This window comes from Gluconobacter sp. DsW_058, from assembly GCF_002153615.1.
In the GTDB taxonomy this organism is placed as follows: Bacteria; Pseudomonadota; Alphaproteobacteria; order Acetobacterales; family Acetobacteraceae; genus Gluconobacter; species Gluconobacter cerinus.
In genome coordinates, this window is the sequence record NZ_JOPH01000001.1 from 257,660 (window position 1) to 278,867 (window position 21,208).

Here is a 21,208-nt window from a genome sequence, read left to right on the forward strand (position 1 = left end):
TCAAACGTGGGGTTCGTAGCGAAAGCAGGATGGGTCATGATCGTGGATCAGACCCACGGCCTGCATCCAGGCATACACGATGACAGGTCCGACGAAGCGAAAGCCTCGGGCTTTTAAAGCTTTAGACACAGTTACTGAAAGAGGCGACTGCGCCAAGACTGTTCCGGTCGAATTATAAATCGGAGCGTTTGGGACCAAGGAAGCAATGAAACCTGCGAAATCTTCGCCTTGTTCCTTCATGGCGAGGTAGGCTTGTGCATTGCCTATGGTGGCTTTGATCTTGGCACGGGCTCGGATAATGCCGGGATCCTGCATGAGGCGGTCGATATCCTGCTCCGTAAAGAGGGCTACTTTTTCAGGGTCAAAGTTAGCGAAGGCTTTTCGAAATCCTTCGCGCCGTTTCAGAACAATTGCCCAGGACAAGCCAGCCTGAAAGCTTTCCAGAACGAGGGTCTCCCACAGCTCACGGCTATCACGGATCGGAACACCCCACTCTTCGTCATGGTACTGACGAAGAAGGGGGTCTGTTACGGCCCAACGACAGCGGGGAAGGTTCTCAGGCGCGGGAGCGGGCAAGATGCAGCTCTGCAAGGCGGCCAAATTCTGCAACGCTCAGGGTTTCAGCCCGGCGTGTGGGCTCGATACCCGCAGCGTCCAGAAGTGCTTCTCCACCAATCGATTTAAGAGATGAGCGTAGCATCTTGCGGCGCTGTCCGAACGCGGCGGCTGTGACGCGCTCCATCGCACGGAAAAGCTCTGGTGCGGGCTGCTCTGCATGCGGAATGAGAACCGCAACTGCCGAGTGGACCTTAGGTGGTGGGGAAAATGCCCCTGGTGGAATACGCAGAGCTACGGAACAGGACGCGCACCATTGGGCCAGAACAGCAAGCCGCCCGTAAGCAGAGGTATCTGGTTCAGCACAGATGCGTTCAGCAACTTCAAGCTGGAACATCAAAGACAGGCGTTCCCACGAATGGGCCTGTCTCAACCAGCCAACAAGAAGGGGCGTGGCAACATTATAAGGCAGGTTAGCGATGATCTGTCTCGGAGCGGGGGCAAGGCTCGCCGCATCCAGTTTCAGGGCATCCTGCCGGATAATATGCAGACGATCCGGATAGTGCCCGGCCAGCTCTTCGAGCAGCGGCCACGCGCGTTCATCAATTTCCACAGCATCGACACGGCTTGCCGGACTATCGAGCAGAGCGCGTGTCAGGCCACCAGGGCCAGGTCCGATTTCGACAACGCTTCGCCCGGTCAGATCGCCACCCAAGGCGACGATCCGGGCACAAATTCCGGGATCCAGAAGAAAGTGCTGACCGAGGGATTTTTTTGCATCCAGACCGTAAGCCTGGATAGACTCTTTCAGAGAAGGAAGGCTCACGTCAGTTGAGAGCCGGCTTCGCTGCGGGGCGAATATCGATGATGGACCGGCGCTGTAGATCCCGCTGGAGCTGACGGGACGCCTGCTCAACGCGCTCGTTCATGAGCTGATCGGCAATTTCACCCGGTGTCTGCTGTGCCAGATTTTTCTGCTGGCGATCACAGACCATCAACAGGGCAATACCATCCATGGATACCAGCGGGTGGCTTACCTTGTTTATAGGCAGAGGCTCGATAATGGAGCGCATCTGGGGCGCCAAGCGTTCCAGAACCTGAGTTCCGGGATTGCTGGGGCGCTTCTCACCCTGAGCTTTGTTAAGCGCTTCCAGAGCATCACAGCTATGGATCGTTTCGACAGCGTGCGTCGCTTTCTGAAGAGCTGCCTGCTGCTGAGGTGTAGGGTTCTGTGGGTTCAGCGGCGCATCAAACGGGAAGAAGGCCTGACGCAGGGCAACGAGCGTGCCCATCTGTTTGCCGACGACACGTTTGGCCTGAACTGTTGCGATGACAAAGCCGCCAGCAACCTGAATCGGGTTGGAAATGGCGCCAATCGGCATTTGTCGCACGACATTTACGACCTGTGGGTCAAGATTGTCTTCCTGCACCCAGCCCATGGAGCCGCCATCGAGAGCAGACTGTGCTTGCGAGAACTGTGCGGCAACAATCGGGAAGGGCGCGCCTTCGCGAAGCTGGGAGATGATGGTGCGTGTAAACGTAAGTTCGTTTTCATCGTGGCGTGGGTCAGCAACAGGAACGAAAATTTCGCTCATCATGTACTGCGCGCGACCCTGCTCAGCCTGAAGGGCCTGCTCACGTTGTGCGATCTGGGTGGCTGTAATGCGGCCCCCTTCGCCCAACTGTTCACGAAGCACCTGCATCCAGCCAATCTGCACACGGATCTGATCGATTAGCGTTGTCAGGGAGACGCCATCGGATGCCAGACGGTCACGCAGGGCATTTTTGGGCATGCCGTTGCGCTGTTCGATGTTGCTGATGGCTCCGGCAATCTGCTCAGGCTCGACATTGATGTGTCGCTTCAGCATTTCCTGAGTCTTCAGGCGTTCTTCGATCAACTGGTGAATGATCTGGCCGCGCATGCGGTTCATGACATCCGGGCTGATGGGCAGGCCGGTGGAGAGCACGAACAGCTTGGCGCGGTTATCCACATCACGCTGGGTTAGCACCTGACCGTTGATAACAGCCAGGATCTGGTCTTCAGGCGGTTTCGCTGCGGGTGCCTGCTCCTTTTTGGGAGCACTCTTGTGTGCGGGTGCAGCATGCGCCACAGCGGTTGGAGCCGCCGCAGAGAAGGCCAGCAGGGCAACCAGGGCAGTAGATGCGATGCGATGGGTCTTGGACATGCTCAGCCGTTAATTCCGAAAGTGCCGATCGTTTTGAACGTGAAGTTGAACATCACAGTGGTGTTCCGCTGCTCGCCGCCGATCCGGGTGTACTGTTTGATATACATGATATCCAGCCCGAAGCAGTCGTTGGAATACCCAATATCCCCGCCATTTGCGACGAACTGTTTCCGGGACAGGCTGCGACGGAAGAAGCCTGACGCATGATACTGGCGCCAGTGGGTAGAGACACTGCCCGTAATTTCGTTCGTCTTGACAAGATAGGGCGAGTTCACGCCGCTCTCACGATAGTTGGTGGCGTAATAATAATACGGTGTCACCGGGGCATAGAGGTAGCCGGCACTGAAGCGCAAAGCCGGAATGCCGGCGCTGAACAGGCCTTCGCCGTAGTCCACCTGATGAGTCCATGGATTGTAACGACCGCGGGCCGTTACATCGAGGTACTTGTTGGGTGTGAAGCGCACACGGCCAACCGGGTCCGAAAGGTGATGATCCAGGCCGGAATACGGAATACGATTCTTTGTGATGTGCTCCTGGATGCTTTCACTCACCAGCATGTCGATAGAATGGCCGTTCCACGTCCAGCTCTGATGAACGCCGATATTGCCGCGCAGTCCGCCATCGAGGCGATCTGTACCGGCGTAGCGGTTCAGGGAGAACATGGTTGTATCGGTGAATTCGTACGTCAGACTGTCTTCATTCGGCATATTGCTGTTGGCAGAGTTGCCGGTGTTAGGCGCGGCAATCAGCTGAACAATAGGCTCAAGAACCTGCGTGCCACGTCCGCGGGCGAAGGACCGGAGGAACGGCCAGTTCATCTTGACCGCAACGGTTGGAAGAACCTGCCCTGTGATTTTTGTGCCGCCAACTGCGTAATAGGTCGGCTGCTGTGCGAGGCGAGTGGCTCGATAGACGTTTGAGTCCAACCGTGCCGTTACAAGCCACTGCTGGCCCAGACTGTTGTGGAACGGACGGTCCCACTGCATCTGAAGCTGGCCACGCTGATCAGACACGCCCTTTGTACGGTACACGTCAAAGTCTGTGGTGTTCATGCTGAAACGCCCACCCAGTGCATCAGGCTGGCCCTGATAGGCGTAGGTGAAGCGCGGCAGTGCCCATGGCAGCTCGGCGTTCTGAATGACGCCCTGGTTCAGGCCCTGATAGGCCTGTGCGTCAAGGCGGGCGTAGGCGCCTACGCCGTAGCCTTCAAGATAGACGTTCGAGTTAAGCGATTCCTGACCGTAACCAGGAACGCGGTAATCTCGCATGTAGTTGGCAGACGTCGCCAGATTGACGTTGATGCCTGCCTGCCAATGCTTGTTGATCGCGAAATTGCCTTGACCGAACACGTAACCCTGAAGGCCGTATTCGCCTGAAGAGTTGACGTTGTTTCCGAACGTATTGACGTAGCGGCTCTCTCGGTTGGTGTCGTATGCTCCACCGGCCGTGATATCCAGCGTGCCAAAGTTGAAACGGCGGCGATATTCGCTGGTGATTTCCGGACCGGTCTTTGTGGAGACCAGTCCACGAACGGTGAGGTCCTGACTGTCGTCAATGGCCCAGAAATATGGAAGGGTGAAATACGTTCCAAGATAGCGGTCATGCGGGCTGATGCCGGCCATCAGGAAGCCGCTCTGTCGTTTGACCGAAGGATCGGACATCGAGAAGAACGGAAAATAGAACACTGGAAGGCCAAGCATTTTCAACCAGGCATGGTTGAACTCGATACGCTTGTGCTGGGCATCCTGCGTCGCGCCATAGGCCTGGAACTGCCAGAACGGGGGAGCGTCAGGGTTTGTTTCGCAGATTTTGCACGCCGTATAAACGGCATGTGAGAGATCATTGATCAGACCATTGGTGCGACGCATGCCGTTACCGGCCAGCTTCGCATTGTCCTGCATCTGCATGTAGATGGACGTGCCGATGCCGTCATGCATGCCATGGCTGAATTCCATATAGGCAGCATAGGTGGTGCTGCCGTCTGGTTCCATGATGGCGACATGGCCGCGTGCTGCCAGAACGCCTGTGTTCCGGTCATAGGTGATCTTGTCGGCACGGAGAGCGTGGTCGCCCTGCCAGATGCGGACATTGCCTTCCCATGTGACGAGACCGTTCTTTGCGTAGCTTTCGCTGTCAGCCAGATAGGTGAGAGGGTCGTGCTCGGACGTCGGCTTGCCAATGACGATGATATGCGAATTGTCGCGCTGCATCGTATTGGCAAACATGTCCTGCGGCGCCACGAGCGCAGTTCCCGTCAGGGCGACGCCTGCAAGAGAGACGCATCTGCGGGCGCGTTTTGGGAGCCACCGGGGCACCGACATCAACCATCCTCCATATGCAGCAAAAGCGCGACCGCAAGGCAGAGCCCTGCGCCCGTGGGCGCCCATGCGGCAAGAACCGGCGGCAAAGCGCCAGATTCACCAAACTGTTCAGCCACTTTCGAGATCGTGAAAAGCGCAAAGCCTGCAGCAATTCCCGATCCCAGCATCCGGGCCACTCCGCCGCGTCGTGCGGGACGCATCGAAAACCCTGCGGACACCAATGCCATTGTACCAGCAAGGATGGGAAGAGCCAGAAGCGATTGGAAATGTAACCTGTGCCGAATTGAAGGGAAACCGGACCGCTCCAGAAGGGAGATAAAGCTGGGTAGAGCAAAGACCGACAGCGTATCGGGCGATGCAAAACTTTCCTGAATGCGAGTGACCGTAAGATCTGACGGAAGGCTCAGGGTTCCGATTTTTTCCGGCAGATGATCCGGATGCAGCAGAGACGAATCATTCAGGCTCCACTGCTGATGGGCGAGTGTTCCGGTTGGCGCTTCGACACGGACGATCAGCCGGTCCCGCTCATCCAGGCGGAAAATGGTCACGCCGGAGACATCGAGCGTATCCTGCGCAAGTTTGACATTCTGGGCGTGGAGAATGGCGACGCCGTGTGGCGTCAGTCCATCGTCGGCCTGCCTGAGCCAGAGTTCGCCACCTTTGAGTGTGAGAACGCCACCACCCGTTCGAAGATAAGACTGATCCAGAAGCTCCGCCTGCCGATACATCGACGAGGAAAGCGCTGAGATGCCGGTGGTTGTGAACAGACCGATCAGGAGGGCGCAGGAGAGAGGGCTGGCAAGGAACTGCCAGGCAGAGATCCCTGCGGCTCTGGCGACGATGAGTTCGGACGACCGTGTCAGGCGGGAAAAGCAGACAATTCCGCCAAGCAGAATACCAAACGGCAGCACGTAAATGACGTAATACGGAATGTGCAGCCCTGCGATTTCCAGAATGAGGCTGGTGGGCACATTGGGCCGGGTTGCGGCGCGCCTGAGCAGATCAATGAAGTCGAACAGGGACACAAGCCCTGTCAGAGCCAGAACCATCGACAGCGTATTTAACGTGAAATGGCGTGCGATATAGATCGCCAGGGTCGTAGAGAACCCGACTTCCGCTTCCTGTGGTCTCAGGGTGTGGATGAGCGTGGAAAACCAGCTGCGATACCCGTCAGTGGTGGATTTCATGAGGGGTGTCCAGTCTGGCGCGTGGTTCCGGTCCACTGCTCGGCGAACAGAAGAGCTGCACAGATGATGCTTGGAAGAAGGGCTGCAACCCAGAGCAGGGGAACAAGAGCAAGATTTCTGCCAGCAAAATTCTGCAGCATGAGTGAAAGTGCGAGAAGCCCCACGACTGTCAGAATGGCGATCAGAGGACGGGTGATATTTCCATGGCGTGAGAACGTCCCCCGAAGAACAGCCACAAGCCCGATCATGGCGAAGGATAGTACAGTCAGTGGCGCAGTCAGGCGATGCCACCCTTCGACCGCAAATTTGCCCCTGTCACGCTCGGACACCTCGTTTGGATCCGGGTGGAATAGATCGTGCAATGGCATTTCCGATGCGTCCCGCTCTTCATGGTTGTTCTGGCGGGACGACGTTAGATCAATCGTGTTGCGGCCAAATGTCAGGACGTTCAGTCGCCCTGTATGCCGGTCAATTTCTTCACGAGAGCCATTGTAAAGGACGACGCGAGGCTTGTCGTTGACGGTTACGATCGTGCCTCGTTCGGCCAGAACGGTCGTATGGGCATCCGGGTCACGATCATCTTCCACCAGAACACCGTGCAGCAGCCCGTTGGAATCCCGGGAGCGGACATACACGGTCATGTCTCCCGAGACCTTTGTGAAAACACCATCCTGAAGCAGGAAGGCGGCCATCTGATTGCGGATCTGGAATTCGTATCGATGGAACGCGTGATAGGACACCGGTGCCAGCCAGAGCGTCAAAACGTAGCACAGGCCCACGCAGGCTCCTGCGCAGATCAGGCCAGGGCGTGCCAGTTCTAAGGGGGACCGACCAGCGGCGCGCATGACGGTCATTTCCCGGTCGCCGGACATTCGCTGATAGGTGAAGAGGATCACGAGGAAGGTTGTGATCGGCAGAATGACAGCCACAAAGGACGGCAACATCAGGGAGGTAAGCTGCAGGAAGACGCGCAGCGACAGCCCATGCTGAACAATCATCGATACAAAATGCAGCGATTGTGTCAGCCAGATGAGCGCTACGGCTCCTCCTGTCAGCGCCAGAAGGGCGATGACAAGCTGGCGGAGAACGTATCGGTCAAGAAGGGGCAGCAGATGTCGCTTTGCAGCGCCGGGGGAAGAGGCCATGGCCCTTCATCTATCCTTAGCCTGTGACGGGAGAAAGGCAAAAAAACAAAACGGTATCAGCGGAAGTAGACTGATCGGTCAATCGGAGGCCGGTCTGTCAGGCTATGGTAGAACTGGCTTGTCGCGATCCCAAGCAATAGCCCCGCGCTGATCCCAAAGGCAATTGTAATGTAACGCCATGGGCGCTGGGCACGCTGTGTCGCGATCTCGGTCATGAGAGCTCGGCTCTCCATCTGCGTATGACTGAGGGCGCCCTGAGCGGATCGGAGGTGACCCTGGGCTTGTCGTAGTTCGCGCTCAAGATCGGAAATTCTTTGGCGGAACTGTTTTTCCCGATCGGCTGCGTTTTGGCGTCCGGTGTCGGCAGCAAGGCTTGCGAACAGGTTTTTGAGTGCGCCGCCTGACAGATTATTGCGTTTGGCACGGAGACGAAGTGCTTCGAGCGCATTTTGGGCAGAACCAGACGGCTCTGCGAGAACCAGCGCGAGAATATCGGAAAGAATTTTGATATCTTTGGGGTCGAAGCGGTTCTCGGCCATGTGTCAGCCAAGAGCTTGAGAAAGTGGGCGTGGTTCAGCCGCACGCCGTAGCCGATCCCGAATTGCAAGCCCAAGGCCCTGACGGGGAATGGGCTGTGCCGCGATACATGTCAGTCCGCGTTTGGTGCCTTCTGCGTCCAGGAAGCGCAACCCTGCAAACAGGCGCGCCGCCGCCTCTTCCAGATTCCCGGTTTCACTCAGATTCCAGGTCAAGCCAGCATTGGAAAGTGCCGGGCCAAAGGCCAGCAGTGCTTCGTTGGGGCGGACGTCATAGGCGTCAAGGCGGACTGGCAGGGAGGGCGCATAATGAGACGCCAGCCTGCCAGGGGAAGAGGGAAGTGCTTCGGCAAAATCGTCCGGATGTTGGATTGGGCCACAGAGAGTCGTCAGTTCTTCCAGCGTCACGCCACCCGGTCTGAGCAGGACAGGTGTATCGCGTGTGAGATCCAGAACAGTGCTTTCTACTCCAACGGAGCACGGACCGGAATCCAGAATGGCATCAATCCGTCCATCCAGAGACCGCAGAACATGCGAGGCGTCTGACGGGCTGACAGTCCCGGAAATGTTCGCAGATGGCGCTGCGATGGGGGCGCCAACCTCACGGAGGAGGGCAAGAGCCGTTTTGCCTCGGGGGACGCGAAGGGCCAGCGTGTTCAGGCCAGCGGCGGCCAGGTCCGAAACAGTGGAGTGTGATCCGCGGGGCAGGACCATCGTCAGGGGCCCCGGCCAGAACTTGTCGGCCAGCGCATACGCCATGTCTTTGATCCGCCCATGCAGATCTGCCTGTGCAAAGGCGCTTTCTGCATCTGCCAGATGGCTGATGAGGGGATTGAATCGGGGACGTCCCTTGGCTGCAAAAATACGTGCGACTGCGGTGTCGGACGACGCGAGCGCCCCCAGGCCATAAACGGTCTCGGTTCCGAAGGCGACGAGCTTACCGGCCTTCAGAAGCTCGGCAGCACGGCGAATTCCATTTGTGTCAGCAGTCAGGCGTTCCGTGTTAAGGGTCTCGCTCACGAAGCGCCTCCGGTGCAGTAAAATGAAGAGTTCAGGCGGTCGGGCTTACCGTAACGCAAGGGCTGGCCGTTTTCATCCAGCAGGCTCCCCCCTGCGGCTTCGAGAATGGCCTGCGGAGCGGCGGTGTCCCACTCCATTGTCGGGCCGAAACGGGGATAGAAATCCGCAGCGCCTTCTGCGACGCGCATGAATTTTACGGAGGAGGCCAGCTTGTCGATGGACGCAACTTTCCGTCCGGCGAGCCACCGCTCGAGAAGCTCGGTATTCCCATGATGGCTGGACGCCAGAACGCGTAGCCCTTCAGCAGAAGGTTTGGCCGTGTGGATAGGGGTACTGGTCGTGCCATCGAAACGATGCGCGCCGAGCCCTATGCCCCCGCTGTAGATCAGTCCGTATCCTGGAAGTGCGACGACGCCCAGAGCGGGCCTGTCTCCACGAATCAGGCCTATATTGACGGTGAAGTCCTTGCCGCCGGACGAGAAACCACGGGTTCCGTCCAACGGGTCCACAAGCCAGTAGGCGTCCCCGGCTGTAACCTCAATCCCTGCGGACATTTCCTCTTCCCCGATTGCAGCGAGCGACGGGCACGCGGTGCGCAGGCCACGCAGGATGTGGTCTTCAGAGGCGCGATCTGCCTCCGTAACCGGAGAGGCGTCTTTCTTGACTTCCGTGAGGAAGCCTCGGGCACGGATTTCGTTAATGATGTCCGCTGCTTCCGAGGCCAGACGGAATGCGAGGGACAGCAGGGCGCGGTCGTCGTCTGGGGAGACCGTATGGAGGGGGGCTGAGGTCATGCCTGCAAGGCTACTTCATGAAAGGCGTTTCGTCATGTGCTGATGCGAGAGATGTCACGTCGTGATTACGGGAAGCATCCATCTGGAGAGGAGGGCGGCCCCGCATTGGCGGACAGGGGCAGGCCTGTGGCGACTTTCAATGCGATATCGGAGCTACAGAATGTGCCCGGGACTGCGATCTTTTTGACAAAATGAAAATAGAGCGGTGTCCATCCGGGAACGCCATCTGATGCGACAAGGCTGTAAATGTAAATGATGGTTGGGCCACGAGAGGTTACAGGGCCGTCTTTTGGGTTTCGAATGGCCTCGAACAAGAGAGTCGCGGGTTTTCCATCCAGTTCGCCATGAGCAAATTGAACGGTGGTCAACGCGTCCTCACCCGTATGAGGTGAATCTCTCAGATGGTCTTCGAATGAGTGATCGGGTGTTTCTGAAGACCCTTCGATGCCAATGACGCTGGTTCTTTTGTCGATGACGGTCGTCAGAACATACATGTGATAGCCCCACGCATTTCCGTTGTCCCGCCATGCCTGGAAAATGGAGAACGGTCCGAGTGGGCTTTCGAAGGTGTTCAGTCCGTCATGCAGGGGCAGGAGTGAGAGCCGGCTGAGTTGCCCGGGGGCCGCGTGCGCTGTTGCATGCGGAACAGAGCACGCCAATGAGGCGATGATTGCAGCGGAAATGAAGCCGGAACGCAGTGACATGTGACGTCTCCGTTGTGCTCATCGAACTGCTCCCCTCTTGTGTGGAAGCACGCTGTTCCCGATAACGGGAGCACTGAAATGGTTCTGCCATGCAAAAGGTGCGATATGCTCGATATTTCTTTTGGTTCGCTTCCAGCGCTGAACGACGCCCAGCCACAGGCCGTTGCCCTGATTGGGCATGGGAAGGCGACCTTTGAAGACAGCATCTTCAAGACACTCGATGACGCGACGGCTGGTGCATTGAGCCGTGCTGTGTCTTTCAAGGGTTTCAAGGGCGAAGCTGGGCAGACAGTTGTGCTGACGGCGCCATCTGCGGGTCTGTCTCAGGTTGTTCTGGTGGGATGTGCGGCTAAGGATGGCTCGGCTGTCGGATCAGTTGCTGTTGAAAATGGTGGTGGCTCAGCGGCTAAAGCGCTCGATGGCGTGGCTAATGCGGTTCTTGCCCTGACGTCAGATATTGCAGAATTTGCACCGGAAGCTGCGTTGGGTGCGCGTCTGGCTCGTTACGACTTTGCTCTGTATCGCACGAAGAAGTCTTCCGAGAGGCCGGTTCTGAAGGCTTTGGCGGTCGTGGCTTCGGATGTTGCCGCCGCTGAAGCGCGCTGGACGGCTCTGGATGCCGTATCTCGCGGTGTGTTTCTGACCCGTGATCTCATCAGCGAACCCGCCAACATTCTGTCTCCGGAAACGTTCACCGCGCGGATCGAAGCGCTCCGTGAGACGGGTCTTGAAGTGGAAGTTCTCGATGAAGCCGCCATGCAGGAATTGGGCTTTGGTGCCCTTCTGGGGGTGGCACAGGGAAGTGCGAACAAGCCCCGCACCGTGATTGTCCGTCATAATGGTGGTGGTGATGAGGCCCCTCTGGCCTTCATCGGTAAGGGCGTGACGTTCGATAGCGGTGGAATTTCGATCAAGCCTGCTGCCGGCATGGACGAGATGAAGACCGACATGGGCGGTGCCGCCACGGTTATCGGCCTCATGAGCGCACTGGCGCGCCGCAAGGCTCCTGTGAATGCGATTGGTGTTGTCGGGCTGGTGGAAAACATGGTGTCTGACCGGGCCCAGCGTCCGGGCGATATTGTGACGAGCTATAGCGGCCAGACCATCGAAGTGCTCAATACGGACGCCGAGGGTCGTCTGGTTTTGGCGGATGTGCTTGCCTACACAAAAGATCGTTTCAAGCCAAAGCTGATGGTTGATCTGGCCACATTGACCGGTGCAATCGTGGTGAGCCTTGGAACGGAAAACGCAGGTTTGTTCAGCAATGACGACACGCTGGCTTCCGGTCTGTTCGAGGCTGGAAAGCAGGTTGGCGAAGGTCTGTGGCGGATGCCGATGGGCGAGGCCTACAACCGCCAGATCGACTCTGACATTGCTGATATGAAGAACATTGGTGGGCGTCCGGGGAGTGCCATTCTGGCGGCTGAGTTCCTGAAGCGCTTCGTTGGTGAGACTGTCTGGGCGCATCTGGATATTGCGGGCACGACATGGAAGACGACGGCGTCCCCGACGGCTCCGAAGGGTGCAACTGGGTTTGGGGTTCGTCTTCTGAACCAGTTCGTACTGTCTCATGAGGCCAGTGCCTGAGAGTGGATGTCGGATTTTATCATCTGACGCGGACGCCTCTGGAAGAGGCGTTGCCTGCGCTTTTGGGTAAGACGCTGGATGTTGGGGAGCGGGCCGTGGTCCGTTGCCCCGATGTAGCGTCCGTTACGGCTCTGGATGCCGCACTCTGGGCGTCCCGCGATCCCGTGTGGCTTCCGCATGGCACTGCGAAAATGGGTCATGCGTCCTGGCAGCCAATCTGGCTGACAGAAGGGACTGATGTGCCGAATGGCGCAAAGTTCCTGTTCCGGATTGATGGCGCTGGAGAAGACGATTTTTCTCCGTTCACAAGAATTTTTGACCTGTTCGATGGGCGTGACCCCGCGAGCGTCCAGAGGGCCCGTCAAAGATGGGTAGCCTTGAAAGCGGCTGGCCATACTCTTGTGTACTGGCAGCAGCAGGAGCGGGGCTGGAAGAAGTCCGGCTGAGGTTCAGGCGGAACATCTTCGGGGGGTATGTCGTTGTGTGACAGAGTTCTTCCCGGGAGACGACTTATGAAAACCGTTACGCTCCGCAACGGCACCACCGTTCCTGCATTGGGAATGGGGACATGGAATGTCGGAGACAGTGCAGATCGCCGCGCTCTGGAAATCGAGAGTTTGCGCACGGGTCTGGAAGCCGGTCTGCGGGTTATCGACACAGCGGAAATGTATGGAAACGGCCGGTCTGAAAAGCTGGTTGGGGAAGCCATCGCGGATGTGCGGGATGATGTTTATCTCGTCAGCAAGGTTCTCCCGTCCAATGCGTCTTATGACGGCGTGCGCCGGGCCTGCCGGCGCTCGCTGGACCGGCTGGATACGGACTGGCTGGACATGTATCTGCTGCACTGGCGGGGTGGTACGCCGCTGGAAGAGACCATTCGGGCGTTTGAAGACCTCCAGACAGACGGGCTGATCCGGGGATGGGGTGTTTCGAACTTCGATGTCGACGACATGGAAGAAATCGAGGCGCTTTCAGGGTCCTGTCAGGTTAATCAGGTTCTTTACAGTCTGGAGCATCGTGGAACGGAGTTTGATCTGCTGGATCATGATCTTTCGACCGGCACTGTGACGATGGCGTATTCTCCGCTGGGACAGGGCGGTGAACTTCTCCAGCACCCCGCTCTTGCCGAGATCGCAGGGAGACATGAGACGTCTGCTGGCCCGGCTGACCCTGCTCAGATTGCACTGGCCTGGGTGATGCGTCGGGAAAATGTCATGGCTATTCCCAAGGCCGGCTCTCCAAAGCATCTCCTCTCCAATGTTGCCAGTTTGGAAATCAGCCTCACTGAAGAGGACCTGAAAGTTCTGGATCATGCTTTCCCTCCGCCGCAACGCAAGGTATCTCTCGCCATGATCTGACGGGCATGATCTGATACGGCCCGTTCCCACTCTGGACCGGACCGTACCCTGCTCACTTTTTCTGCCCTGTTTCATACTGATCCGGTCTCTCTTTGCCTTGCGGCATTGACCTTTCCTGCTGCTCTTAAGACAGACCGGGAAAGCCGTGTTGGCCGGGGGCGCTTTGCCCTTCCGGCAGCTATTACGGCTGTATTGTTGACGTCTGCTCCGGCTGTTGCTGTAGCGATTGGCGTGCTGATGACGCAGGAGCGCAAAGCGTGCCCGGTATGGTGGGCGCTGCCAGCTCTCATATGCTCGACGTTGTTGCCAGACAGTACGTTGGCGCTTCTTTCTCTCTTTCCGGTGCTGTTCTGGCCTGCGCTCTTTACGCGTGAGGGTGCGCTGTTTCCGGCGTTGTCGTCTGTTCTTGCCGTTGCGCTTGTCTGGCATGCGGGGGCCGTCGTCCCTATTGGCTGTGCAGCGGGACTGGCTGCTCTTGTTTTGCTCGTTTTAGGGCGCAGCGTGTTCTGGGGAATTTCCCTTGGCGATCTGGGACTGGTCCGGCCTGCCATTCTGGCAACGCTTCTGATTGCTGCGCAGGATGAGGGAATGGGAACAGGCGCGCGGATCGCGCTTGAAAGCCTGTTGCTGGATCTGACCCTGATAACGCTGTCCGTTCCGGCGCTAAGACTGATGCCGGTCCTCGTGACGCTGCGTCTCCCGTTTCCGCCCTTGCCGGGGTTTCTCGTGTTGTGGCTGGGAATTCACGCTGCGCTGGGGCTGGCTGCTGGTGTGCAGGGCTGGAGCGTGATTGGAGTGCTTGTGGCGCTTCTGATTGGCCTGATTTCACTGTTTGACGTTTTGACTGTGGGGCGTCGGCCCGACACGGGTGTTTTGCCTATCGGTCCCGCAGGTGCGGTCTGCGGGGTTATTCTGGGCGCGCTGCTGCTGCCGGTTGCAGTGTTTGGTGTGTTTAGTCCCGTGCTTCATCACGTCGAGGGGGAGTGGGTCTGGCCGTTCTGGTCTTTGGGCGGCGGAGACGGTGCGCACCTCAAGCTGCCAGCTTTGATGTTAATTCTCAGTGTGATGTGGCTGTTCTTTGTGAAATCGTGGCGCACGGAGCGTGGTCTTGAAAAGGCTATCGCGAACTTACTGCTTCCGGGGACGCAGACCGGCCGTTCAGAGATCGGAGTCTTCGAAGAACCTCCAGCTCTGCCCTGGATCATGCGTCGTTTGATTGTTGGTGGCCGTATTCGTCTTCAGGCACTGACGGCGCTTAAGAGCGGTCAAATGCCAGATATGCGGCAGATGGCGGTCGGGCTCTGGCTTGTGCTGCTTGCGCTTGTTCTGGTGGTTCTGGGTCTGACGGCATGATGATGACCGGTTTGTGGGCTGTCGCTCAGACGTTGTTTCAGCTTTTTATTCTTCTGGTTCTGGCGCCTGTCATGGCGTGGGCGCTAGCAGAGTTGCCTCGCTGGATAAATGGCGAAGCCATTTGCGGGCCTCAGCGTCAGATGAGCAGGGCAATCCGTTTCTGGGGCGTTGTCTTAAGGCAGCCTGTTGCACCGAGACTGGCGCTTGTTTTAGCCATTGCGTTGTTGAGCTTTGTTGTTCTGCCTGCGGTGACGACGGGCGGGGCATTTGTTTCTCTCGCCAATCCTCTGCTGATCGGCCTTTTGCTGCTGGCTGGTCGCCTCATGTTAGGTGTTCCACAGCAAAGGGAAGAATGGCGGCGGGTTCTCCCTGCCGTTCTGGTGCTCTGCCTGACGGAAGCCTTGATTGCGCTTGCGGCACCGGGCGCGGATGGTCTGGGGGGCTTATGTGCCATGTTGCACATTGAGCCAGCACCAGGCCTCGAAGGTGCGCTGGGCGCATGCGCATTGGCGTTGGCGATTTCCTGCCCGCCCCTGCGTGAAGACGATATGATCCAGCGTCTGGACGGCGAAAAAAGCCGTCAGGTTCGTGAGATGTCGAGGAATGTTGCGGAAGTTCTGAATATGGCCTGGCTTCTGCTGCTGGCTGATATCGCTCTGCCCATTACGGTTGGTCTGGGTGGAAGCGATGTGACGGGCTGGTTTGTTGGATTGGGCGGCCTGTTGGGGCGACTTGCTCTTGTGGTGGTCGTGCTTATTGGACTGAGGCTCACCGCACAGGAACGCAGTGAAAGACTGACGGCGCTATTTGCCGGAGTGGCGCTTTTGCTCGCGCTCGCCGGGAGGTTTGCGACATGATTGTCGGATTTGGCGTGCTTCTGCTGCTGGCGCTTGCCGGGCTGGGGCGAGATGGACGAGGCCTTCCACTTTACGGTTTGGTATGTGCTTTTGCAGGGGCGACAGTCTGTGGAGGGCTTCTGGCGCTGCTCACCTCGATCGCGTTAATCGGTCTGAATATTGGTGCCTGGATATGGCTCAGGCGGTTCGCTGGTCATATGCCAGATCGCGGTGCCGTGCTGCCTGTGGTCGGGGCGTTGCTACTGCTGCTGGCACTTGGCCTTTCAGGTGCGAGTCTTGGGTTGGCGCCTGTGTTGGGAGCGGGAGCGGTTCTGGTGGGCCTTTGTGGCGCTGCTTTTGGCCCAGCACTTGTGCAGTTTACAGGGCTGCTGATGGCTGCTGACGGACTGATTGTCATGGCGTGTGTTCTTCAGTCGTGGCCGTTCTTTGCTGCGGCTGTAGCGCTATGGGGTGTTCTGGGCGCACTGGGGATGACGCTGTTGCCACGCCTTGCCTGGCGGCGGGTGGAGGAAAACTGATGCATCCACTTGCTCCCGTTGGAACGCTGTTTGCCGTGACAGTCTGGCCGCTTCTGGCCGCTTTTCTGCTACTCATGACGCCTCCAGGCCGACAGGCTGTCAGCAGTCGCACGTTTGCGATTGCTGGTGCTCTCATGACCCCCGTTGCAGTTTGGCTGATGCCGGGTGCGGATGCGCTCGCGGCCGCGTGCTCCTGCGTGGTTGCAGTCATGCCGCTTCTTTTGCCGCCTGCGGGAGACCGGGTAGGACGTATTTTGCCCTTTCTGGTGACCGGATGCGCTTTGATGGCACTGAATGTTCATTCAGCCTTTGCCGTCACGGTGCTGTGCGGCGCAGGAACGGTTCTCTTGGCTTGGCGGGAGGGCCGGGGGGCGCAGAAGGCTGCCATTGTCTGGGATATGGCGAGGTCACGTCTCGGTGGAGTTATTCTGGGAGTGCTGGGGGCGTCCCTGCTGTCGATGGACCAGTCTCCTCTGGGGCCGGTTCTGCTGACAGTCGGGTTGTGCATGATGGCCGGTCTGGGGCCGTCTCCCGTTCCGGAACCTGATGCCGTGCTGCTTGATACGGGTCTGAGGTTTGCAGCCATTCTGCTGATGTTGCGACTGGACGGACACCCGCTCGTTCATATTCTGGTGCTGGTGGCTGGGTTCGGGACCCTGATCATGCGTATGGCAGGCCAGTCCCGAGGGCGCGGTGTCTTCCTGCCCATTCTGTCCTCGCTGGGGGCGATTGCCGCGGCAGTTGGTGAAGGAAGTGCAATTGTCCTTCTTTTAGTAGCGTCTGTTGGGTTGGCTGTTCTGGAACGTCAGAATGACGGACGTCGATACGAGATGGTTGCTGCTGGCGTAGCGCCATGGCCAGTCTTTTGCGCTTTGTTGGCGATTGGTCGTTCTCTCGAGCCATTGCTCCTCGTGCTGATGATCATTTGTCTTCTTCCCGGGTTGAGGCAGGTTCGTCTGGGCGGGCTGATGCCGTCCGGTCTTAGTCTCAAGGGTGGCATTGTTCCGGCCGTTGAGGCTGTTCTTTTGCTTGTCGGTCTTTGCGGGCCGCTGCTTCTGGCATGGCATCCAGCACCTGGGTGGCGGCCATGATGAGCATGGAACGCATCATCCGGAGTGGTGAGCGGGTTGCACTGGCGCATTACCACCTTGATCCCGAGCAATGGGAAGCGATGCTGACTGCACCCGGCAGAGCTTTGTCACTGTTGTCCTGCTGGGCGGATGAGCAGCGTGTTTACGTGCTGTTGCTGGACGGCGATTGCCCGCTGATGGCCAGTACGGCGGTGGAAGATCGTCGTTATCTGGCGCCATCTTCACGTTTTCCTGCGGCGGAGTGGGGGGAACGCGTAGCCTATGATCTCTGGGGCGTTGAGGCCATGAGTGCCTGCGGAGATGGTCGTCCTGCCCTTGATGATGGTTTCTGGGAAACGACATGGCCGCTTTCCTCACGGCCGGGGCCTGGAGGGCAGGCTATACCCTTGCCTGCGGGCCGTAGCCGCCTGCGCGCGGAAACAACAGGATTGAGTGGTCCGCTCGAACTCTCTTTCGATGTTGTGCGCGGCGCAGTGCAAGGACTGTCCGTCGATGCCGGACTGGCTCATCGCGGTGTGTTGCAACGCATGGTTGGATTGTCGCCTGAAGAGGCACTTCCGCTGGTTGCCCGCATGACGGCTGGGGGTTTTGTTGCCCACCCAATGGCGTTTTGCCGGGCTGTTGCTCAAGCGCGCGGGTTGCAGCCGGGTCCAGGGACGCGGGATGCCTGGATGATCCTTCTCGAAATCGAGCGAATTTCCGTCCACCTCTTCGATCTGGCGAGAACAGCACGTGCCGTGGATGCGGGGCTGCTGGCAACACACTGTGAGCATGCACGGGAGGCTATTGCCGCCGCTTGTACAGAGCAGGGCGTACCGCGCCGACTAACGGACGTGATCACGTGCGAGGGTGTGCGGTCTGGTTTGGAAATCGTTCCGCTGGCTCAGGCTGTTCTGGAGGTCATGTATTCCCGCATGGCGCAACTGCGCGAACTGCAATCCGTATTTGCACCCCGTTTGAAGGGACTGGCGGTTTTGGCGCCCGCGCAGGCACGTGAATTTGCCGTGGGTGGTCTGGTCGGTCGGGCTTCGGGTCGAAGTCTGGATGTGCGTCGCAGGGAAGTTGGTATGCGGCTGGATGCTTTGCGGGCAACAGGCTCAAGCGATGGCGACGCGGCAGCCCGCGATGCGCTGCGTTTGACGGAAATCCGGGATTCTCTGGCTTTGATCAAGCGGATTTTGGGGAGCATCGGCATGGATGATGACGAGCCCGCACCTGAAGCTACGCAGGAAGGCATTGGCGCGGCTGAAGGGGCGAGAGGTGACGTCTGGTATTGGGTGCGCCTGAAAAATGGGAAGATTGAGTCTGTCCATGCCCGAGACCCGGCTGTCTCTTTGCTGCCCGTTCTGCATCGCGTGTTGCAGGGAGAGGCTCCTGAGCGTTTGAGCGCCGGGCTGAAGTCTCTGGCTCTGGCCCCGTCTGGAGTGGCGATGTGACAGCGTTTCAGACTATGGGCCCACTCAGTGTGTTGCACGCTTTCCTGAATGTCTCGCGTTGGAGAGTATCCGCTGACAAAGGCACGTCTGTCCGTCCCGATACGATCAATTTGTACGTATTGGAGACCGGCGGATGTGAAGGCTGCGCCATGGAAGTAGAGAGTTTGTGCGGCAGTGCTTTTGCTCTTGAGCAATATGGCTTCGCACGCGTTACCGATCCGGCAGATGCAGACTGGCTGTTGGTTACGGGGCCGATGGGCAGGGCTTGTGTTCAGATGCTTGAGCGGGTCTGGAACGCGATGCCGGCTGGAAAAAGTCTGGTGGCTGTAGGGGCTTGCGCTGTTGATGGCGGGATGTTCGGGCCGAATTATGCCACTTTGGGAGGCTTGAAAGCACTCACGCCGGTCCGCCGGGCTATTCCAGGATGTCCGCCGTCGCCCCAGGACATTCTTGTGGGTCTTCAGCGTCTCGCTGAGGGATGAATGGCGGAGTTTGACCAGAACTCGATCCTGCAAAAACAGAAACATTGATTTTTTGTGATCGGATGACTTGCCGACAGAGGCTTTCACGTTCAATCAGACGAGCGCATACAGTGCGTTAATCTGTTTTCAGGCTCTCTTTTGAGACGGCCGCCAAACAACACAGGGCATGAGATGGCTGACTATCGCCTTGGTATTGATCTCGGTGGAACCAAGATCGAGATCGCAGTTCTTAATCGTCAGGGCGACCTTGTCCTGCGTGAGCGAATTCCTAATCCAGGTGTTTATCCGGAAGCGGTTCTTGCGATCCGTGATCTCGTGACGAGTGTGGATCATCGTCTGGGGGCTGTTCCCAGCCACCGCGTGTCTGCCGGTCAGAGCACGTCTACGCTAGGTATTGGCATTCCAGGATCGATTTCTCCGGAGACGGGGCTGATCAAGAACGCCAACGCGACCTGGCTGAACGATCAGCCTTTCGGCATGGATTTGGAATCGGCTCTGTCCCGTCCTGTTCGTACAGAGAATGATGCAAACTGCTTTGCGTTGTCTGAGGCGGCCGATGGTGCAGCTAAAGGTGCACAGACTGTTTTTGGCATTATTGTCGGAACGGGCATGGGCGCTGGCATTGTCAATAATGGCCGCGTGCTTGAGGGGCGCCATCATATTGCTGGTGAATGGGGGCATCTGCCGCTTCCCTGGCCGCTCCCTGAAGATGGTGAGCCGCGTCCTTGCTTCTGCGGAAACAAGGGCTGCATGGAGCGCTATCTTTCCGGTCCGGCTCTCGCAGCTGACTGGAAGGGTCCTGGTAACCGCAACACGGCTGGCATCGAAGATGCTGCTGCAAACGGCGATCAGGCTGCCATTCGCGCACTGAACCTCTACATGGAGCGTTTTGCGCGCGCTTGTTCCCTTGCGATCAACTTCCTTGATCCGGACGTGATCGTTCTCGGAGGCGGAATTTCCAATCTGGCGTCTCTGTATGAGCGTGTTCCGCCGCTCCTGAGCAAGCACGTCATCACGCCGGTCTGCACAACTCCAATCGTCAAGAACCTGCATGGTGACAGCTCTGGCGTCCGCGGTGCAGCATGGCTTTGGGATGTGACCGAGTAAGTATTTTCCGAATGGCTGGAAGACTGCTTCCAGCCATGTGGAGACATAAAAAAAGCCGCCGGTCATTCCGGCGGCTTTTTTTGTTCAGATTGCTTCTTCTTCAACCGTTTCGGACATGTCTTCAGCGGCCCGTTTCAGCCGGTGATAAGATCGGCGGGAAAAGGGCAGTATTGCGACATAAAAAAGTCCGGCTGCGGCTAGTGCGCCCCACGGGTCCGCAACCAGAACGGCCGCATAGAGGCCCGTTCCCAGCATGAGCGGCAGAACATAGCGGGCCGGAACCTTGAAATTCTTGAAAGACCAGACCGGCAGCGTCGAGACCAGAAGCAGACCTGTCAGGATCAGGCAGACTGCCGAGACGATGGGTGCACGGGCGAAAGCTGCAAGGCCTTCGGCGTGCATCCTGTCTGCCTCAAGGCCCAGGAATACGGGGAACAGAACGATACCTGCGCCAGCAGGGGCTGGAACGCCGGTAAAGAAGTTGGCGGAGTAATCCGGCTTGTCATCGTCATCCAGGCTTGCATTAAAGCGTGCCAGACGAAGGGCCATGCAGACCGTGAACATGATGCAGGGGACAAAGGCATAGCGCCCGGCATCTTCAAGGCACCAGATCAGCAGCACGAATGACGGTGCGACACCGAAGCATACGAAATCTGACAGACTGTCGAATTCGGCGCCAAAACGCGTTGTGCCGCGCAGAAGGCGGGCAATCCGGCCGTCCAGTCCATCAATGCAGGCTGCGATCAGGAGAGCGACCGCTGCGTGTGCAAACTGGTGTTCCAGCGCAAAGCGCATCCCGCTCAACCCGGCACACAGGCCGAGCATGGTCAGGATGTTGGGAATCAGCCGGTTAAAGGACGGTCCCCGCACGCGTGTGCGGGGGGTGCGTCCCATGCGGCGCAGTCGGCGACGAATGCGGCGGCGTCTGGCAGGACGGTTGGGTTCAGCCGTCTCGGGAATGGTCATTGGCG

Annotated in this window: 21 protein-coding genes; 10 read left to right on the plus strand and 11 right to left on the minus strand. The window is 58.2% G+C overall.

Going from position 1 to position 21,208, the window contains the following annotated elements; translation table 11 throughout:
• The 10 genes from HK24_RS01295 to HK24_RS01340 all read right to left on the minus strand — a co-directional run bounded on the left by HK24_RS01295 (position 1) and on the right by HK24_RS01340 (position 10,448).
• The gene (locus tag HK24_RS01295) at positions 1 to 576 is read right to left on the minus strand and encodes a DNA-3-methyladenine glycosylase I (RefSeq protein WP_086632987.1); all 576 of its coding nucleotides are present in this window, start codon (positions 574 to 576) and stop codon (positions 1 to 3) included.
• On the minus strand, positions 557 to 1,381 hold the full coding sequence (gene rsmA / locus HK24_RS01300) for a 16S rRNA (adenine(1518)-N(6)/adenine(1519)-N(6))-dimethyltransferase RsmA (RefSeq protein ID WP_046901244.1): 825 nt from the start codon (positions 1,379 to 1,381) through the stop codon (positions 557 to 559). Before rsmA ends, HK24_RS01295 begins: the two co-directional genes overlap by 20 nt.
• 1 nt (position 1,382) lies before the next feature.
• Positions 1,383 to 2,741 carry a peptidylprolyl isomerase gene (locus HK24_RS01305; RefSeq protein WP_086632988.1) on the minus strand — a complete coding sequence of 453 codons (1,359 nt, stop codon included), beginning with the start codon at positions 2,739 to 2,741 and terminating at the stop codon, positions 1,383 to 1,385.
• Between the two features lie 2 nt (positions 2,742 to 2,743).
• Positions 2,744 to 5,062, minus strand: a complete 2,319-nt coding sequence (locus HK24_RS01310) for an LPS-assembly protein LptD (protein ID WP_086632989.1) — start codon at positions 5,060 to 5,062, stop codon at positions 2,744 to 2,746.
• Positions 5,062 to 6,249, minus strand: coding sequence for an LPS export ABC transporter permease LptG (gene lptG / locus HK24_RS01315; RefSeq protein ID WP_086632990.1), 1,188 nt, complete (start codon positions 6,247 to 6,249; stop codon positions 5,062 to 5,064). The genes HK24_RS01310 and lptG overlap by 1 nt, the downstream gene beginning before the upstream one ends.
• Entirely contained in the window at positions 6,246 to 7,394 is a 1,149-nt protein-coding gene (gene lptF / locus HK24_RS01320; protein WP_086632991.1) for an LPS export ABC transporter permease LptF, read from the minus strand. The genes lptG and lptF overlap by 4 nt, the downstream gene beginning before the upstream one ends.
• A gap of 56 nt (positions 7,395 to 7,450) precedes the next feature.
• A complete protein-coding gene (locus HK24_RS01325; protein ID WP_086632992.1) occupies positions 7,451 to 7,933 on the minus strand; it encodes a hypothetical protein in 483 nt (160 codons plus the stop codon).
• A gap of 3 nt (positions 7,934 to 7,936) precedes the next feature.
• Positions 7,937 to 8,950 carry an L-threonylcarbamoyladenylate synthase gene (locus HK24_RS01330; RefSeq protein ID WP_086632993.1) on the minus strand — a complete coding sequence of 338 codons (1,014 nt, stop codon included), beginning with the start codon at positions 8,948 to 8,950 and terminating at the stop codon, positions 7,937 to 7,939.
• Positions 8,947 to 9,744: a 3'(2'),5'-bisphosphate nucleotidase CysQ gene (locus HK24_RS01335; protein ID WP_086632994.1), complete on the minus strand. Its 798-nt coding sequence runs from the start codon at positions 9,742 to 9,744 to the stop codon at positions 8,947 to 8,949. Before HK24_RS01335 ends, HK24_RS01330 begins: the two co-directional genes overlap by 4 nt.
• Before the next feature lie 65 nt (positions 9,745 to 9,809).
• Positions 9,810 to 10,448, minus strand: coding sequence for a hypothetical protein (locus tag HK24_RS01340; RefSeq protein ID WP_086632995.1), 639 nt, complete (start codon positions 10,446 to 10,448; stop codon positions 9,810 to 9,812).
• Between the two features lie 105 nt (positions 10,449 to 10,553).
• Here HK24_RS01340 and HK24_RS01345 point away from each other — a divergent pair, with 105 nt between their 5' ends.
• From HK24_RS01345 to HK24_RS01390, 10 genes are all read left to right on the plus strand, one after another.
• Positions 10,554 to 12,035, plus strand: coding sequence for a leucyl aminopeptidase (locus HK24_RS01345; protein WP_086632996.1), 1,482 nt, complete (start codon positions 10,554 to 10,556; stop codon positions 12,033 to 12,035).
• Positions 12,036 to 12,037: 2 nt separating this feature from the next.
• Positions 12,038 to 12,481, plus strand: a complete 444-nt coding sequence (locus tag HK24_RS01350) for a DNA polymerase III subunit chi (protein WP_086632997.1) — start codon at positions 12,038 to 12,040, stop codon at positions 12,479 to 12,481.
• A gap of 66 nt (positions 12,482 to 12,547) precedes the next feature.
• Positions 12,548 to 13,393 (plus strand): aldo/keto reductase, encoded by an 846-nt coding sequence (locus tag HK24_RS01355; RefSeq protein WP_086632998.1) that lies wholly within the window; start codon positions 12,548 to 12,550, stop codon positions 13,391 to 13,393.
• A 105-nt stretch (positions 13,394 to 13,498) separates the two neighbouring features.
• Positions 13,499 to 14,746 (plus strand): hypothetical protein, encoded by a 1,248-nt coding sequence (locus HK24_RS01360; protein WP_086632999.1) that lies wholly within the window; start codon positions 13,499 to 13,501, stop codon positions 14,744 to 14,746.
• Positions 14,743 to 15,603, plus strand: a complete 861-nt coding sequence (locus tag HK24_RS01365) for a hypothetical protein (protein ID WP_086633000.1) — start codon at positions 14,743 to 14,745, stop codon at positions 15,601 to 15,603. The genes HK24_RS01360 and HK24_RS01365 overlap by 4 nt, the downstream gene beginning before the upstream one ends.
• Positions 15,600 to 16,121, plus strand: a complete 522-nt coding sequence (locus HK24_RS01370; protein WP_086633001.1) for a hypothetical protein — start codon at positions 15,600 to 15,602, stop codon at positions 16,119 to 16,121. Before HK24_RS01365 ends, HK24_RS01370 begins: the two co-directional genes overlap by 4 nt.
• Complete coding sequence (locus HK24_RS01375) at positions 16,121 to 17,212, plus strand: hypothetical protein (RefSeq protein WP_086633002.1); 1,092 nt, start codon at positions 16,121 to 16,123, stop codon at positions 17,210 to 17,212. Before HK24_RS01370 ends, HK24_RS01375 begins: the two co-directional genes overlap by 1 nt.
• Entirely contained in the window at positions 17,182 to 18,648 is a 1,467-nt protein-coding gene (locus tag HK24_RS01380; RefSeq protein WP_233125916.1) for a hypothetical protein, read from the plus strand. Before HK24_RS01375 ends, HK24_RS01380 begins: the two co-directional genes overlap by 31 nt.
• 14 nt (positions 18,649 to 18,662) lie before the next feature.
• Entirely contained in the window at positions 18,663 to 19,130 is a 468-nt protein-coding gene (locus HK24_RS01385) for an NADH-quinone oxidoreductase subunit B family protein (protein ID WP_086633053.1), read from the plus strand.
• A 171-nt stretch (positions 19,131 to 19,301) separates the two neighbouring features.
• Positions 19,302 to 20,237: an ROK family protein gene (locus HK24_RS01390; protein WP_046901260.1), complete on the plus strand. Its 936-nt coding sequence runs from the start codon at positions 19,302 to 19,304 to the stop codon at positions 20,235 to 20,237.
• Positions 20,238 to 20,321: 84 nt separating this feature from the next.
• On the opposite strand, the gene HK24_RS01395 is transcribed toward HK24_RS01390, so the two are convergent.
• Positions 20,322 to 21,203 (minus strand): phosphatidylcholine/phosphatidylserine synthase, encoded by an 882-nt coding sequence (locus HK24_RS01395; RefSeq protein WP_046901261.1) that lies wholly within the window; start codon positions 21,201 to 21,203, stop codon positions 20,322 to 20,324.
• Positions 21,204 to 21,208: the final 5 nt, after the last annotated feature.